Annotated in this window: 15 protein-coding genes; 6 read left to right on the forward strand and 9 right to left on the reverse strand. The window is 50.7% G+C overall.

What is annotated here, in order from left to right:
• Positions 1-578 precede the first annotated feature (578 nt).
• Together holA and AC5RDV_RS04690 are read right to left on the reverse strand one after the other, a co-directional pair.
• Entirely contained in the window at positions 579-1,598 is a 1,020-nt protein-coding gene (gene holA, locus AC5RDV_RS04685; protein WP_282747244.1) for a DNA polymerase III subunit delta, read from the reverse strand.
• A gap of 24 nt (positions 1,599-1,622) precedes the next feature.
• Entirely contained in the window at positions 1,623-2,399 is a 777-nt protein-coding gene (locus tag AC5RDV_RS04690) for an AMP nucleosidase (protein ID WP_008627401.1), read from the reverse strand.
• A gap of 70 nt (positions 2,400-2,469) precedes the next feature.
• Here AC5RDV_RS04690 and AC5RDV_RS04695 point away from each other — a divergent pair, with 70 nt between their 5' ends.
• Positions 2,470-2,922 carry a type I restriction enzyme HsdR N-terminal domain-containing protein gene (locus AC5RDV_RS04695; RefSeq protein WP_008627400.1) on the forward strand — a complete coding sequence of 151 codons (453 nt, stop codon included), beginning with the start codon at positions 2,470-2,472 and terminating at the stop codon, positions 2,920-2,922.
• Positions 2,923-3,041: 119 nt separating this feature from the next.
• On the opposite strand, the gene AC5RDV_RS04700 is transcribed toward AC5RDV_RS04695, so the two are convergent.
• The 6 genes from AC5RDV_RS04700 to AC5RDV_RS04725 form a co-directional block, all read right to left on the reverse strand.
• Positions 3,042-3,296: a hypothetical protein gene (locus AC5RDV_RS04700; RefSeq protein ID WP_282747197.1), complete on the reverse strand. Its 255-nt coding sequence runs from the start codon at positions 3,294-3,296 to the stop codon at positions 3,042-3,044.
• A gap of 24 nt (positions 3,297-3,320) precedes the next feature.
• Positions 3,321-4,004: a hypothetical protein gene (locus AC5RDV_RS04705; protein ID WP_282747194.1), complete on the reverse strand. Its 684-nt coding sequence runs from the start codon at positions 4,002-4,004 to the stop codon at positions 3,321-3,323.
• Between the two features lie 840 nt (positions 4,005-4,844).
• Complete coding sequence (locus tag AC5RDV_RS04710) at positions 4,845-5,672, reverse strand: zinc ribbon domain-containing protein (RefSeq protein WP_008627390.1); 828 nt, start codon at positions 5,670-5,672, stop codon at positions 4,845-4,847.
• Positions 5,673-5,680: 8 nt separating this feature from the next.
• Positions 5,681-6,490: a Nif3-like dinuclear metal center hexameric protein gene (locus AC5RDV_RS04715; RefSeq protein WP_040602844.1), complete on the reverse strand. Its 810-nt coding sequence runs from the start codon at positions 6,488-6,490 to the stop codon at positions 5,681-5,683.
• A 71-nt stretch (positions 6,491-6,561) separates the two neighbouring features.
• A complete protein-coding gene (locus tag AC5RDV_RS04720; RefSeq protein ID WP_008627385.1) occupies positions 6,562-7,362 on the reverse strand; it encodes an ABC transporter permease in 801 nt (266 codons plus the stop codon).
• A gap of 10 nt (positions 7,363-7,372) precedes the next feature.
• Complete coding sequence (locus AC5RDV_RS04725; RefSeq protein WP_008627383.1) at positions 7,373-8,002, reverse strand: ABC transporter ATP-binding protein; 630 nt, start codon at positions 8,000-8,002, stop codon at positions 7,373-7,375.
• Positions 8,003-8,093: 91 nt separating this feature from the next.
• On the opposite strand from AC5RDV_RS04725, the gene AC5RDV_RS04730 reads away from it, so the two are divergent.
• The 5 genes from AC5RDV_RS04730 (at position 8,094) to AC5RDV_RS04750 (ending at position 15,084) form a co-directional block, all read left to right on the forward strand.
• Complete coding sequence (locus AC5RDV_RS04730; protein WP_282747190.1) at positions 8,094-9,224, forward strand: agmatine deiminase family protein; 1,131 nt, start codon at positions 8,094-8,096, stop codon at positions 9,222-9,224.
• Between the two features lie 12 nt (positions 9,225-9,236).
• On the forward strand, positions 9,237-10,121 hold the full coding sequence (locus AC5RDV_RS04735) for a carbon-nitrogen hydrolase (protein ID WP_282747189.1): 885 nt from the start codon (positions 9,237-9,239) through the stop codon (positions 10,119-10,121).
• Between the two features lie 32 nt (positions 10,122-10,153).
• Positions 10,154-12,346 (forward strand): glutamine synthetase III family protein, encoded by a 2,193-nt coding sequence (locus tag AC5RDV_RS04740; protein WP_282747188.1) that lies wholly within the window; start codon positions 10,154-10,156, stop codon positions 12,344-12,346.
• 87 nt (positions 12,347-12,433) lie between these two features.
• A complete protein-coding gene (locus AC5RDV_RS04745; protein WP_282747186.1) occupies positions 12,434-14,155 on the forward strand; it encodes a GIN domain-containing protein in 1,722 nt (573 codons plus the stop codon).
• Positions 14,156-14,160: 5 nt separating this feature from the next.
• Positions 14,161-15,084 (forward strand): head GIN domain-containing protein, encoded by a 924-nt coding sequence (locus AC5RDV_RS04750; protein ID WP_282747185.1) that lies wholly within the window; start codon positions 14,161-14,163, stop codon positions 15,082-15,084.
• 86 nt (positions 15,085-15,170) lie between these two features.
• Here the strand turns inward: AC5RDV_RS04750 and AC5RDV_RS04755 are convergent, their stop codons facing one another.
• Positions 15,171-16,088: a DMT family transporter gene (locus AC5RDV_RS04755; protein ID WP_130893015.1), complete on the reverse strand. Its 918-nt coding sequence runs from the start codon at positions 16,086-16,088 to the stop codon at positions 15,171-15,173.

Below are 16,088 nucleotides of genomic sequence, written 5' to 3' on the forward strand. Positions count from 1 at the left end.
AATAGATTTATATTCTTATATCTAATTTATATGGTTTATTCAACGAATTTAGCTAAAAAACTGGCTTCCGCGCATTTATTCTTCATCATACATTCACACTTTGCCGTTTTGCATATTATTATTGCAAAAATATGAAGTACCCCATAAGAAAATATGATGATAAACTAATACAAATATATGGTTTTCAATAAAATAACATAGTTAACATTGCAAGGAATAAATATTCATTCATAAAACAAAATCGAATGTATCGGAAAAGTAAATTCAGCTGTTTACAAAGCGACAATCATGGTTTACATTCTTAAACCTTATGAATTTATTTCAAAACATAAATATCATTTGTTTCATATATAAACTGTAATCCAAAACATAAATGCAAAATAAACATAATGTAAATCACCGGAAAATGAAAAAAGGCTCTTTTTTTCAATACTAAAAAATTCCGACCCGATGGCAAGGACGGGCCGGAATTTTAAAATCTCAGGAAGCAAAAAACGAGCTAACCTCCTATAATCAAATACTATAACTTACTTTTTAACAGTTTCGACAAGGCTTCAAATAAATTAAAAACAGCCGTTTTAATGCAAAATGAAGTAGGCTAATTCCTTCAAAAGATCGCCGGGAGTGGCGATTGTATTACCCAAACCTTTCGATTTAGCGTCCGTTTCACGTAGTTTCCCAATTATCTGCATCACTTTCACACCCGAATACTTTTGCATGGCAGGAAGTATGTTCCGAGCCACTTGCCAACGCGGTTGCTCTATCCAATCGGCAATCGCCTCCTCCGTACGTTGCGGTGCATAGTAAGCCACCATCAAATTGCTGAAAAAACCGAACATGACGGAAAGCGTAAACTGCAAAGAAAAATTCTTAGGGTTATCGTTAAAATATTTCACGATACGATTTACTTTAAGTACGTCCTTGGCTACCAACGCAGATACCAATTCAAAGTTGTTAAAATCCTTGCTTATGCCGACATGTTGCTCCACAAAGGCAGCACCGATACGCGTCTCCCCTGCCGGCAAAGCCAACATCAGTTTGTCCAACTCGCCCGAAAGGCGCGACAGGTCACTTCCCACAGACTCACAGACCATCATCACGGCATTCTGTTCCATCGTCACCCCCTTACGGCGCAAGTAGGTCGTGACAAATCCTGGGAGTTGGCTATCATACAATTTTTTGGACTCAAACAAGACCCCAACCTTCTGTATATCCGCCGCCAACTTTTTCCTTTTATCCAAAACGCCATGTTTATGGCAAAAAATCAGCACCGTAGAGGGCTGCGGATGCTCCAGGTAAAAGGAAAGACGCTCTTTTCCGGGCAAGCTCTGTGCTTCGCGCACCAAAACCACCTGCCGTTCCGCCATCATCGGAAAACGCTTGGCCGCATTGATTACCTCGTCTACCGTCACATCCGTACCATAACATACCGTGAGATTAAAATCCTTCTCTTCCTCCTTTAACGCCGTGCCTACGATAAACTCGCTCACCTTGTCTATATAATAAGCCTCCTCGCCCATCAAATAATAAACGGGCGCGAAATTGCCCGCCCTTACGGAACGTACGATTTCATCATACGTCACCCCTTCTTTCTTCACTGCCATCTGCTTTTCTCTTTTGGATTACCAATCATATTTCAGGTGTTTCACAGTTTTCCGTTCACCTATTATCAGTTTCAACGCCTCTATTCCTATCGTGACATGCTCCGGCGCAAAGTTATGCGTCACTTCCCGGTCGCTCTCTGCCGTTTTTACCCCTTCGGGCATCATCGGATTGTCCGATACGAGCAGCAAAGCCCCGGTCGGGATGTGGTTGGCGAAACCGCACGTGAACAGCGTAGCCGTCTCCATATCCACGGCCATGGCACGGGTGTCTTTCAGATACGCCTTGAACTTTTCATCATGCTCCCATATCCTACGGTTCGTAGTGTACACCGTGCCCGTCCAATAATCGCGATGGGCATCCCGTATGGCAGTCGACACCGCACGTTGGAGCATGAAAGCCGGCAACGCAGGCACCTCGGGCGGATAATAATCGTTCGATGTCCCCTCTCCGCGGATTCCCGCCAAAGGAAGAATCAAGTCTCCCAGTTTCGTTTTAGAAGAGATTCCCCCGCATTTGCCCAAGAACAGGCAGGCTTTCGGCTCTATGGCACTCAGCAAATCCATAATGATGGCCGCATTCGGGCTTCCCATCCCAAAGTTGATGATGGTGATATTCTCCGCCGTGGCCATCCGCATGTTCGCCCCGTAACCGGGCTGAGGAAGCTTAAACTGTTCACAGAATATATCTACGTAATTATTGAAATTGGTCAGCAAGACATATTCCCCGAAGTCGGACAAGGGGTGTTGTGTATAGCGTGGCAACCAATTTTCCACGATTTCCGCTTTCGTTTTCATTGTTTTTGCGTATTTTTGTTCTGGCTTTACCCCACAAAAGACAGAGGGGTATTCCTTGCAAAGTTAGCAAATGATTACGTTAAACCTTCCACAATATCCCATAAAAGTGACAAAGCGGGACGGCCGGACGGTCGTCTTCGATGAATTGCGCCGCAAATATGTAGCTCTCACCCCGGAAGAATGGGTCAGGCAACATTTCGTGCATTACCTCGTCGCCCACAAACATTACCCGCCGGGCTTGGTGGCCAATGAAATCTCACTCACATTGAACGGCACGGCCAAGCGTTGCGACACGGTGGTCTACGACCGGCAAGCCCGTCCGCGCGTCATTGTGGAATACAAAGCCCCGCACATCGAAATCACCCAAAAGGTATTTGCCCAGGTTTCGCGTTACAATATGGTGTTGCGCGTAGACTATCTCATCGTCTCCAACGGCCTGCAACATTATTGTTGCAGGATGGATTACGACACGAACTCCTGCAAGTTCCTGCCGGACATACCTGAATATGGGGAGATTTTATAAGGGCTTTCCCTCACGATAGGAAACATAAAAAATTTCCTCCCACCTTGTTTGCTTCTTTGGATGGCAAAACAAGGAAGAAGGAATTCATTGCGGCACAATCACCAAAATGCGCCCGAGGTTTACAAAGTGGATTGTGAAAAGTCCAGTTCGTATATGACCTTGCCGGACTTGTCGCGGCTGAACTTGCCTACGGCTATAAGTTCAGGAAAATCCTTCGTCCAAAACGGGACTTCCACTTGTCTGCCTTCCGGCACATCCAATGTAGCCAGAAGCTTTTCGGCTTCCTCGCGGCACAACGATTCCAACGTCTCCATGCTATCCGTTACCTTGCCGCAATGGACAGTCATTTCCTTTTCCAAATTCATTTCTTCCATAAAAACCTCTTTTTAAATCGGTTATTATAAATCTTCACCATCTGCATGGTTGTATTCATTATCATAGAATATCACAATACGGTATTCCACCCCTTCTCCATCAATCATAAACCAAACCATTTTTTTTGACCAATAGTTCTCCCCCAGATACCCAACAAACACATCAGTCAGGTCATCTAAGCTTTTGGCAGACAAACTATCCAAATCCTTTTCGTGAAGCCCTGTCGCAGACAACATTTCTTGCCTCTCTTCCTCAGACAACGTACTGATTGTTTTGGGCGACTGAAAATAGGCCGACTCATACCTTTTATTATTCACTAACATCTCATAACCTATATTCTCTTCTTCGGACAATAGCGGATTATCATTTAAAGAACAATATTTCTCATTCTTGGCGAATTGTCGACACAAATCGTTATAACGGATTTTTATATTTGTTTCATCCATGGTCCACTTGTCCCTTACCGCAACACGCCACACCTTATTATTATTGGTAGCAATAAGCAAGACAACCTCACGGCCATTAAACTCCCCTTCCAACCAATCATAAGTGCTATTATACTTAAATCCTTTGGCCTTCAACTTTTGTACCATTTCCGTTTTCGTCCCGTCCACAGGAATACCGAGAAACTGCGTCACGTCCTTCTGTGCGAAAGCGTACACGCCCAACATCAAAAACATCAAGAAAGAAAAATACCTCATTTTCATGATTTCCACATTTTAACCCTCCGCCCGACTCCCCTGACGGAATCCATAAAAAGCCTGATTGTGTGCATATACGAAAAAAGCGTGGGAGCCTGTACCTGTTGCCCGTTCCGCTACTCAAGGCTCTCGCATTGCCCATCACTGTCCGAACGAGCAACGCAGAAGCCCACGCCGATATGTTTATATATACGTCCCCTCTATCCATGCAAAACACATATGGATACAATCGGGGCTGATATAAAACACCCACAGGGCATCTACCGTTGCTTTGTCTTCGACAGTGATTAGAACTTGCGAGATTCTGAGTAGCCAAAGAATCAAAGCGTCAAGTAAACGCCTTCTTTATATATGCCATCCCATGCCATCCCACCTCCGACGAGGCTTCCGCATGGGCACGTATGGAAAATATACGGAAAATAATCCAACAATTCGGGATTTTCTTCTACAAAAATTCAGCTTTACGTATAAAGCACTATATTACAACTATTTATAAATAATAAAAGAACACAAAATCATTCTCCGCAAAACGGAAAATCAATCTCAGGCAAACGATTTTTCATTCTCCTGAGATTGATTTTTTATTCTGCGGAGAGTAAATTTACATGCTTCCGAGGCTTGGATTCCGGACGGAAAAACACGGTTTTTATTTTACAATCAGAGAAATCCTCCTTATCCGGGCTGCGGGAAGAGCGACACGGGACATCCCTTACAAAAAGACTGAAAACGGCATGAGGATGTGGAAAAACGAAAAGGAGAATGCCCAATAGGGAAAAACGCGCCTGCGACACGGTTGTCGCAGGCGCGTTTGCAAATCTTTCCCGAATACCCCAAAAAGCGGTATGCTTACTCCTCTGCCGCAGCGGCAGCCCGACGGCGACGCTTCGGCTTTTCTTCCACCGCCTTGTTTTCGATTTCCACTCCGGCCAATTCCGGGTCTATCATGATACGGCCGCAGTATTCGCATACGATAATCTTCTTGCGCATACGAATATCCAACTGGCGTTGGGGGGGGATTTTATTGAAACAGCCACCGCAAGCATCGCGCTGCACGTAAACGATACCCAATCCGTTGCGGCTGTTCTTACGGATACGCTTGAATGCCAACAACAAACGGGGTTCTATGGTAGCCTCCAATTCTTTGGCTCTTTCGCGCAACTTCTCTTCCTCCGACCGTGTTTCGGAAATAATGTCGTCCAACTCTGACTTTTTCACATCCAAATCCGCACGCCGGTCGTCCATCAGCTCCGTGCAATGGGCGATTTCCCCGTTCTTGTGTTCAATGGCATCGCAAGCCTCGCGGATACGCTTCTCATTCAGCTCCACGTCCAAGGTTTGATATTCTATTTCCTTGGTCAAGGAGTCATATTCACGATTGTTGCGCACGTTATCCAACTGCTGCGTGTACTTTTCGATAGCCGCCTTGCAAGTTTCTATATTGGCTTTGCGTGCCGCAATGTCCGCATTCAGATCCCCTATCTCTCCATGTATTTTTTCAATACGGGTAGACAAGCCTTCAATCTCGTCCTCCAAGTCCTGTACTTCCAACGGTAGCTCTCCGCGCAACGTCTTGATTTTGTCGATTTCGGAAAGCATGGTCTGCAACTGGTACAGGTTTTTCAACTTTTCTTCAATCGACAGGTCCGTCGCATCTTTCTTCATGTCTTTTGCCATAATGCTTATTACAAATATTTTATGGGATTCGTGTCCACCGCCGTCATGTAAAGCGGCAGTTCGGGACAAATCTCACCTATGATGGAATAAAAAATTTCTTTCGTATATTGCTCGCTCTGGTAATGCCCCATGACGGCAATCTGCAACTCCTGATCGTGGCCGAAGTACTGATGGTAGTGCATCTCCCCTGTCAGGAAAGCATCGGCTTTCTGATTGAGCGCCTCTTCAAGCATGAAATCGCCCGCCCCTCCGCAAAGCACGACTTTGCGCACCGGACGCTGCAACAGTTCATTGTGCATCAGGCACTCGATATGGAATACGGACTTGATGCGTTGGAGGAATTTCAGGGAATCCTCCGGTTGGGGCAAGACGCCGATGACCCCGCTCCCCGCCATGACGGTGTACTCATGCCCGCCGTCCTTCACCTTCACGGGATGTGGCTGAAGGAGCCTCACCTGTTCCAGTTCCAACTTCTCGGCGATTTTGAAGTTCACGCCATCCTCGGCATTGTCCAAGTTCGTATGCGCCGAATATATCGTCACGTCGTTTTGGATGGCCTTCCGTACGCACCGTTCCACGTAGTTGCGGTCGGACACAGTCTTCAGCCCGTGGAACAACAACGGATGGTGGGACACAACGAGATTGCAACCCAAAGAAACGGCTTCGTCTATTACCTCCTCGGTCACGTCAAGACACAATAAAGCCCCTGATGCTTCCACCTCTGTCAATCCTACTTGCAGACCGGCATTGTCATAGCTCTCCTGCAAGGGCAAAGGCGCGAATCTTTCAAGGGCAAAAACTACTTCCTTAATTTTCACGTCATAGAAAATTTCTGCAAAGATAGGGATAAGACGGGAGGTTTCCAAGGAAACCTAGCGGATTTTATCATTTATTTAATATTCCGGCCTTTCCTGAATATCGGCTTCAGCCGCCCGAACTCATCGAACGTACGGCGCACGGAAAGCGAAATCGTAATGACCAACGAAAGCATGGAAGCCACGACCGTGATAACGCTTATCATCAACTGGTATTTGATGGCTACTTCGGGCATCGAACCGCCGAGTATCTGGCCTATCATCGTCCCCGGGAAAGACACGATGCCCAACACGGCCATGTTGGCGATGCACGGGGAAAAGGATTTGATGACGGCCGAACGGAGGAAAGGCAACGTGGCCTCGAAGCGGGTCGCCCCGTTGCCCAACAGGTAATAATACATATTCTGTTCGCGCTGCAGCTCGCTGTAATAGACATTCACAGCCATGATATTCACCGTCAGCATATTGCCGAACAGCACACCGGCCACAGGAATGAAGAAGCGTGCGGCAAACACATCTGCGGCACGCACTACGAAGGCTAAGAAATACAACGACACCAACAAGGCCGTAACCAGAAAGCCTGTGAAAACCGGCAGAAGCAGCACCTCGCGACGCAAGGCCGTGCGGCTGACAGCCGTATGGGAAGCGATGATGGCCATGACCGCCATCCACAACACGTTGACCCATTCGTTGTCCCATTGGAACAATAAACGCAAGTACACCCCGATAAGCAACAACTGCACGGTCATCCTCACCGTCCCCAACAAAGCCGACGAAAGCAGCCCCGTGCGGAAACGCCACAAAAAATAAAAAGGCACCAACATCAGCAACATGCCGACGGCCAATCCTGTATAAGTCAAATCCTCCGTTCCCATCACAGCCCGTTCAAAGTTTTACCACCTGGTCGCAGGCTTCCAGAAAAGCCCGGTTATGCGACACGCTCAATACGGCCGTTCCTCCGGCCGTCAGACGGCGGAAAAGAGCCGACACCCTCCCCACGCTGTCCTCGTCGAGCGCGGAAGTCGGCTCATCGGCCAACAAAAGGCGTTTGTCCAACATGGCGGCCATGGACAGAATGATACGTTGCCGCTGTCCGCCAGACAACTGGACCACCTTACGATGGAACAAGTCCCGCTCCAGTCCCAATAACTTCCAAAAACGTAACAGCTTTTCTTCCGAAAAATCCTTGTCCCGGTTCGCTTTCAGGTGAAAAGGAAGGTGCAACATTTCTTCTACCGACTCAGCCGGAAGGAACAGTTCCTGAGGCACATAGGCCGTGCGTTTCCGGATACGCTCCACCGTACGCTCTGTCAACTCCTCCCCGCCGACAGACACCCGCCCTGACTCCAACGGCAGGAACCCCAACGCCGCACGCAGCAGCGAAGTCTTGCCGCAACCGGACTCACCGGTCACGCAAACCCACTTGCCTGCCCGTACCTCCAGACTGAAATCCCGGAAGAGCAAACGCCCCCCAAGCCGCAACGTAGCCGATTCTATTTTCAACATCTCGTCCATTCCATGCACAAAGTTAATAAAAATAAAGCCATTATTTCCGGAAGATTCGTATCTTTGTCCCGTAAATTTACACGAATTACAGGATTTATCTATGGGATTGCAATACAAAGTCCGTAGCAACAGCACAATGGAACGTTGGTACGAAATACGTTTTGACGAAGTAAACGGCCCGGAAGAGACGGAAATCCGGGGCACTTTCCTGCCTCCGGAATGGTTTCCGCAAAGCGGCGTACAGCTCACATGGCCGCATGCCGGAACGGATTGGTGCTACATGTTGGAAGAGGTGACCGCCTGTTACGTGCGGATGGCCTACGAAATCGCCTCGCGCGAACCTTTATTAATAGTGACACCCGAACGCCCCCAAGTAGAGGCTCTCCTGAAAGAGAAACTTCCAGCACAGGCTTTCGCGCAAATACGTTGGGCCAATTGCCCTACCGATGACACGTGGGCGCGAGACCATGGGTTCATTACCTTGGTAGGCGAGACCGGACCGCAGCTTCTGGATTTCTGTTTCAACGGATGGGGAAAGAAGTTTGCCGCCGACCAGGACAACCGCATCAACGGGAAGCTGATGGAACAAGGCGTATTCAATGGAACGTACACGGACCATCTGGACTTCGTACTCGAAGGCGGTTCCATCGAAAGCGACGGCCACGGCACGCTCCTGACCACTTCGGAATGCCTGCTCTCGGCCAACCGTAACGACCGTCTGAACCGCGCCGACATCGAAGAACGGCTCAAAGCGTTCCTGCACGTCGAGAGAATCCTATGGCTCGACCACGGCTACTTGTCCGGCGATGACACGGACAGCCATATAGATACTTTAGCCCGTTTCTGCCCCGACCAGACCATCGCTTACGTGAAATGCGAAGACCGTAAGGACGAACACTACGAGGCACTCGCACGCATGGAAGAACAGCTTCGCACGTTCCGCACGCTTCAGGGCACCCCCTACCGGCTCGTCGCCCTACCCATGCCGGAAGCCATCTTCGACGAAGACGGGCAACGACTTCCGGCCACATACGCCAATTTCCTGGTGGTCAACGGAGCCGTACTGATGCCGACTTACCATCAGCCCGCCTTGGACGAACAAGCCCGGAAAGCCTTGCAAAAAGCCTTTCCTCAGCATGAAGTGGTCGGTATCGACTGCCGCCCGCTCATCCGGCAGCACGGTTCGCTGCATTGCTGCACGATGCAATTTCCCGTACCCGTACTCAAATAAAAGAACACCCTCATGAAAAAGATAAAAGTAGGACTGGTGCAACAGTCCAATACCGCAGACACCAAAGCCAACCTTTACAAGTTGGCACAAAACATAGAAGACGTATGCAAGCGCGGCGCACAGCTCGTCGTTCTTCAGGAGTTACACAACTCGCTTTATTTCTGCCAGACGGAAGATACGCGGAATTTCGATTTGGCCGAGCCGGTTCCCGGCCCGTCCACAGGATTCTTCGGCGAATTGGCCCGGCAATTCGGTATCGTGCTGGTCACGTCCTTATTCGAACGGCGCTCAGCCGGCCTGTACCATAACACGGCGGTGGTGTTCGACACCGACGGTTCCATCACAGGAACCTACCGCAAGATGCACATCCCCGACGATCCGGCTTATTACGAGAAATTTTATTTCACCCCGGGCGACTTAGGTTTCCACCCGATATCGACATCGTTGTGCAAGTTAGGCGTGCAAGTGTGTTGGGACCAGTGGTATCCCGAAGGTGCGCGTCTCATGGCACTGCAAGGCGCAGAACTCCTGATCTACCCTACGGCCATCGGATACGAAAGCAGCGATGCCCCCGAAGAGCAGGAACGCCAACGCGAGGCCTGGACCACGGTACAACGGGGCCATGCCGTTGCCAACGGCCTGCCGGTCATCGCGGTGAACCGTGTGGGACTTGAGCCGGACCCATCCGGGCAAACCCGTGGCATACAGTTCTGGGGAAGCAGTTTCGTAGTCGGCCCGCAGGGCGAGATGTTGGCACGTGCCAGTCGCGACGCGGAAGAAAACATGGTGGTGGAAATTGATTTGGAACGCTCGGAAAACGTGCGCCGCTGGTGGCCTTTCCTGCGCGACCGCCGCATCGAAGAGTTCGCTCCGCTCACCCGCCGTTTTATTGATTAAACATTTAAATAACCCATAATACAAAAAGGTATATGTCATCCTCACTTAGATTTAAAGTTGTAGGCGAAGCTTTTAAGAAGAAAGCCGTAGAAGTTCCGGCCCCGGCCGAAAGACCGTCCGAATTCTTCGGCAAATATGTATTCACCCGCCAGAAGATGTTCAAATATCTCCCGGCCGACGTATATAAAAAGATGTGCGACGTGATAGACAACGGTGCGTCGCTCGACCTGCAAACGGCCGATGTCGTGGCTGCCGGCATGAAGAAATGGGCCATGGAGTTGGGTGTGACCCACTGTACACACTGGTTCCAACCGCTCACCGAAGGCACGGCCGAAAAACATGATGCTTTTGTGGAACACGACGGCAAAGACGGCATGGTGGAAGAATTTTCCGGCAAGCAGCTCATCCAACAGGAAACCGATGCCTCTTCGTTCCCCAACGGGGGAATCCGCTCCACGTTCGAAGCGCGCGGCTATTCTGCCTGGGACACCGCTTCGCCTGTCTTCGTCCTCGGCGATACCCTGATGATTCCCACTATTTTCATTTCTTATACCGGCGAGGCGCTCGACTACAAGGCACCCCTGAAAAAGGCCATCCATGCCGTAGACAAAGCGGCCACCGACGTATGCCGCTACTTCTATCCGGACGTGAAAAAAGTCATTTCCAATTTGGGTTGGGAACAGGAATATTTCTTGGTGGACGAAGGACTTTACGCCACCCGACCCGACTTACTCATGACCGGGCGCACGCTGATGGGGCACGAATCGGCCAAAAACCAACAAATGGATGACCATTACTTCGGTTCTATCCCCGAACGGGTGGCCGAATTCATGAAAGACCTGGAAATACAGGCATTGGAACTGGGCATCCCTTGCAAGACACGCCACAATGAAGTGGCTCCAAACCAATTCGAATTGGCCCCCATCTATGAAGAGACCAACCTGGCAGTGGACCACAACATGCTACTCATGTCACTGATGAAGAAAATAGCCCGTAAACATGGATTCCGCTGTTTGCTCCACGAAAAGCCGTTCGCCGGTATCAACGGGTCAGGCAAACACAACAACTGGTCACTGGCCACCGATACCGGAATCCTGCTGCACGGGCCGGGCAAAACGCCGACCGACAATCTGCGTTTCGTCACCTTTATCGTGGAAACGCTCATGGCAGTCTATCGCCATAACGGGTTGCTCAAAGCCTCCATCATGAGTGCCACCAACGCCCACCGCCTGGGAGGGCATGAGGCTCCGCCGACCATCATTTCCTCGTTCCTCGGCCAACAACTGAGCGACATACTCGAACATTTGGAACATTCTACGGACGACGAACTGATAGACGTGGCCAGCAAACACGGCATGAAGCTCGACATCCCGCAAATTCCGGAACTGCTGTTCGACAACACCGACCGCAACCGTACGTCTCCCTTCGCTTTCACAGGCAACCGGTTCGAGTTCCGTGCCATCGGTTCACAAGCCAACTGTGCCGCTGCCATGATAGCCCTGAACGCGGCTATGGCCGAAGCCCTTATCGATTTCAAGACGCGGGTGGACGCTTTGATAGCAAACGGCGTAGACAAGACCAAAGCCATCCTGCAAGTGGTACGCGAGGACATCAAGACGTGCAAGCCCATCCATTTCGACGGTAACGGCTATTCCGAAAAATGGCAGGAAGAAGCCCGACGCCGGGGATTGGACACGGAACGCAGTTGCCCGCTTATCTTCGACCGCTATCTGGACGAAAGCAGCGTGAAGATGTTCGAGACGACCCATGTGTTCACACGCAATGAAATCGAGGCACGCAACGAAATCAAATGGGAAACCTATACCAAAAAGGTACAAGTGGAAGCACGCATCTTCGGCGACATGTGCATGAATCACATCATTCCCGTGGCCACACGCTACCAAAGTGCCTTGATAGACAACGTGCACAAAGTACAAGAGGTTTTCCCTGCCGAGACCGCAGCCCGGCTGAATGCCAAGAACTTGGAACTGATAGAAAAGATTTCGGAACACACGAGCTTCATCGCAGAAAACGCAGACCGGTTGGTGGAAAACCGGAAGGTGGCCAACCGCATTGAAAACGTACGTGAGAAAGCCATTGCCTACCACGACACAGTGGCTCCCATGTTGGAAAGCATACGCTACCACGTGGACAAACTCGAACTCATCGTGGACGACGAGATGTGGCCGCTTCCGAAATACCGCGAACTGTTGTTCATCCGATAACCATACGACATGGAGTATTCCTTTCCTGACCATCCGGATCCGGCAAGAATACTCCTTGTTTATTTATAAACCTCAACCCTACACCCAATGAAAAGCTCTTTGTTTAAAATTACCGCAGGACTCTATCTGCTCCTACTCACAGCCTGTTTCGGCGACCGCGACGGCAAGTACCCCGTCTTCCCGGAACTGCCGACACAAAAAGCGCGCCAAGGATTCAAATGGGAAATCGTATCCGGTGCGGGACTGCAATTCTGGGCACAACGCGACAGCCAGACTTGTGTCGTCACGGACGGACTGCTCGAAGGGGCAGTCGTCAAACATACAGGCCGCTCCCGCTCCGACGGCCGTCCCGTCATCAAAATCTTCCATATCGAAGACGGCGACATCGACGACGTACTGGACCAGTTGGAAAAAAGCCCGGGATGGAACAGCGAAGAAACCTGCAAGTTCAAGGAAGTGGATTGTGACCGCAAGGGAGTGACCCGCTACATCCTCCTGCCCACCGGCGACTATGCCGACCGGTTCGAAACCGCCATAGAAGCGAAAGAGGCCATCCCCTCCACTTGTAACGGTTGGGGCACGGGCAACAGCGGACGGAGGTATTTTGAAATCCACGACAGCCACCCGGACAAAGCCATCTTCGTGGAAATAGGACAAGAGCAGCCTCTCTTCGATCCGGAAAGTATCGTCCTCACGGATATTCCCCTACAAACAGTCCGGGGAGAATTGGTCATAGGACACGAAGTACGCACTTTCACCTCTTGCGGTGACACAATGGTGTATTGGATCAAGGACTTGACCGAGAAACTCCTGCCCACTTACGACAACGCCACCCAAGGAACCCGGAACGGCTACCCGGCCTATGCCGAACTGCAAATCCGGAATATGGGAAAAAGCCATGAGGGTTTTGCCGCCGGATACGCCGGTGTGTACGAAGTGACGGAGGTCAGGGAAGTCAAGACCGTGGCACTCACGGCAGGAAAGAATTACGATAGCCGGAAAATTTCGGTGGACAGTCTGAACACTCTTGTCACGTCGGCTTCCCTCGACATCATCTATACCCCCACTCCCGGCGAAAAAGACATAGAACTCAATGCGCCGGAGAACGTATTGCCATTTCTGGAAGTCTACGTCAACAAGAATGGAACGCTCTTTGTCAACATGAAACATTTCGCCGACATCTCTTCGGATACCCCGTTCAGCATCGAACTGAAAGCTCCTCCCATGGACACGTTCCACAATAAAGGAACCGGTACACTTATCCTGAAAGACGGGGCATATAGTGACGGTGACGTACACATCACAGCCAATGGTCCGGTAATATGCGGCCCCATCACTTGCAGGGATTTATACATTTCCGCCACGTCCGACAAGAGTTTCCATGCCGACCAACAATTCACCTGCCGCGACGTGATGCTGCATGCAAAAGCAAATGCCTCCATCGACCTGACCGGCGGCATCACTTGCCGCCTCCTGCATGCGCAAGCCGAAGGGGGAAGCAGCATCAACGCCAAGGAGATCACGGCTACCGACGTTGCGGCACAATCCTCTTCCTCCGGAACCGTCATCCTCACGGGCAGCTGCACAAAGGCCGCACTGGCCAATGCGTCGCACGGAAGCATCGAAGCCGAAGGGCTACAAGCCATGGATGCCACAGCCTCTGTGACAGGCGAAGGGACGGTCAGTTGCCATGCCACTCGCAAGATAGAGGGGGAAGTGAACGGCACGGGCAGCATATCCTACAAGGGACGTCCGCGCATCATTTGCAAGACACCTTCGGGAAGAGACCACATTAATCCTATAAAATAAAAAGTATGAAAAAACAAATTTTTCTTCTTCTCGTCTCAGCCATTGCCTACTGTAGCTGCACAAAGAGCCCTGCCCAATCCCTTTGTGACGGGGAAACCGGGGCAAGTCCCAAAGACATACAGACACAAAAAGTGACCGTCGGCGACTTCAACGCCATATCAGCCACGTCGTCTGTCGATGTGGTTTATATCCCATCTGACGATGAAACGTCCGTGGAAATCCGTGCGAGCAAGGCCGTCCTGCCTTACATCAGTGTGCAAGTGGATGCCCACGGGACATTGGTCGTAGGCATGAAAAAGCCCAAAGACCCCACAAAAACCAAAGGGATAAAGGAAGTGCATGTCAAGGCATGCCCGGTCGGTAGCTTGTCTGCCTCCAGTTCCGGGGACATTCTCGTAAAGGACGGCCTGCACGTAAAGGGTACCCTCCGTCTCACGGCAGGCAGCAGCGGCGACATCTCGTGCCAGGACATCAGCTGCAAAGACCTGCACGCCACATCCAACAGCAGCGGTGACATATCAGGCAAGTCCGTTTCCTGCGGCCTCCTCACTGCGGCCTCCAACAGCAGCGGCGACATCTATTTCGGTGGTTCAAAATGCCAACAGGCCGACTTGCAATGCAACAGTAGCGGGGATTTGCACATCAAAGGGTTGGAGTGCACGCATTTGATAGCCACAGCCACCTCCAGCGGAGACCTTCGTCTGCAGGGTAAATGTGAACAAGCCAAATATACAGCCTCGAGCAGCGGTGACATCGATGCCGGCAATATGGAAGCCCGGCATGTGGATGCCAACGCCTCTTCGGCAGGAGACATTTCGTGCCATGCCACGGAATCGTTGGATGCCCACACAAGCGGCGGAGGGAGCATCGCCTATTCGGGGAATCCCGTGCAAGTATCCGCTTCAGGCAAAAACATACAAAAGCGTTAACCTCCTCCCCCAAAGGGCAAAGGGACTGTTACCGGCCAATCCCGGGACAGTCCCTTTGCTGTTTTCCATACAAGCCGACAAGAGCTTTATCCAACCGTCCGCTTATGCCACACGGCCTTGAACCGCAACCATCCGCGCGGCCCGACTACAATCAGCGTCACAGCAAAAAGAATCAGCAAGATGCCGACCACATTACCGCCCGTAAGCCTCTCGTGGAACACCATGACACCTACGAACAATGCCGTAAGCGGCTCCAACGCCCCGAGAATGGCAGCCGGAGTGGCACCGATGTTCCGGATGGCTTTCGCGATGGTCACCATGGATATCAGGGACGGGAACAAAGCCAATCCCAACGCGTTCATCCATTGCGTTCCTCCCGTAAGCCATTGCAAATCCATCCCTCCGCGCAGACGGACGATATAGACCAACGAACCGAACAAAATGGCATAAAACGTGAGTTTCAATCCCGGCATCTCTTTTAAGGAAGACCGGTTCACGCCTACGATATACAGCGCGTAGGTCAACGAGGACATCAGCACCAGACACACGCCCGTCATGCTCAGCGTGGCACCGCCTTCGCCTTTATAAAGCATGGAAATACCTACAAAAGCCGTGGCAATGGATGCTATTTTCACCACGCTCAGCTTTTCCTTGAAGAATACCGCCATAATCACAGCCACAAGCACGGGATACATGAACAGGATGGTAGAGGCGATGCCCGCATCCATATAGTTGAAGCTTTGGAAAAGAAACAGCGAGGAGAAGGAGAACAGCAATCCCATGACCGCCACCGGAAGGATTTCACTCCGTTTCAGGGCAAACGATTGTCCGCTCATCTTCATCATCACGGCCAGGAACAGCAAGGCAAACACATAACGATAGAACAACACGGAATCCACCCTGATGCCCGAAGCATAAAGCGGAAGGGCAAACAACGGATTCAGCCCGTAGCTTACCGATGCTATGACACCGTAAGCATAGCCTTTCACCTTTTTATTATCCAT

The organism is Paraprevotella sp., from assembly GCF_986071375.1.

Coding starts and splice junctions, on each gene's coding strand:
- AC5RDV_RS04705 (WP_282747194.1), bottom strand. CDS start 4,004: ATGAAAATGAGGTATTTTTCTTTCTTGATGTTTTTGATGTTGGGCGTG.
- AC5RDV_RS04720 (WP_008627385.1), bottom strand. CDS start 7,362: ATGGGAACGGAGGATTTGACTTATACAGGATTGGCCGTCGGCATGTTG.
- AC5RDV_RS04740 (WP_282747188.1), top strand. CDS start 10,154: ATGTCATCCTCACTTAGATTTAAAGTTGTAGGCGAAGCTTTTAAGAAG.
- AC5RDV_RS04750 (WP_282747185.1), top strand. CDS start 14,161: ATGAAAAAACAAATTTTTCTTCTTCTCGTCTCAGCCATTGCCTACTGT.
- AC5RDV_RS04725 (WP_008627383.1), bottom strand. CDS start 8,002: ATGGACGAGATGTTGAAAATAGAATCGGCTACGTTGCGGCTTGGGGGG.
- AC5RDV_RS04695 (WP_008627400.1), top strand. CDS start 2,470: ATGATTACGTTAAACCTTCCACAATATCCCATAAAAGTGACAAAGCGG.
- AC5RDV_RS04710 (WP_008627390.1), bottom strand. CDS start 5,672: ATGGCAAAAGACATGAAGAAAGATGCGACGGACCTGTCGATTGAAGAA.
- AC5RDV_RS04755 (WP_130893015.1), bottom strand. CDS start 16,088: ATGGATAATAAAAAGGTGAAAGGCTATGCTTACGGTGTCATAGCATCG.
- AC5RDV_RS04690 (WP_008627401.1), bottom strand. CDS start 2,399: ATGAAAACGAAAGCGGAAATCGTGGAAAATTGGTTGCCACGCTATACA.
- AC5RDV_RS04745 (WP_282747186.1), top strand. CDS start 12,434: ATGAAAAGCTCTTTGTTTAAAATTACCGCAGGACTCTATCTGCTCCTA.
- AC5RDV_RS04735 (WP_282747189.1), top strand. CDS start 9,237: ATGAAAAAGATAAAAGTAGGACTGGTGCAACAGTCCAATACCGCAGAC.
- AC5RDV_RS04700 (WP_282747197.1), bottom strand. CDS start 3,296: ATGGAAGAAATGAATTTGGAAAAGGAAATGACTGTCCATTGCGGCAAG.
- AC5RDV_RS04730 (WP_282747190.1), top strand. CDS start 8,094: ATGGGATTGCAATACAAAGTCCGTAGCAACAGCACAATGGAACGTTGG.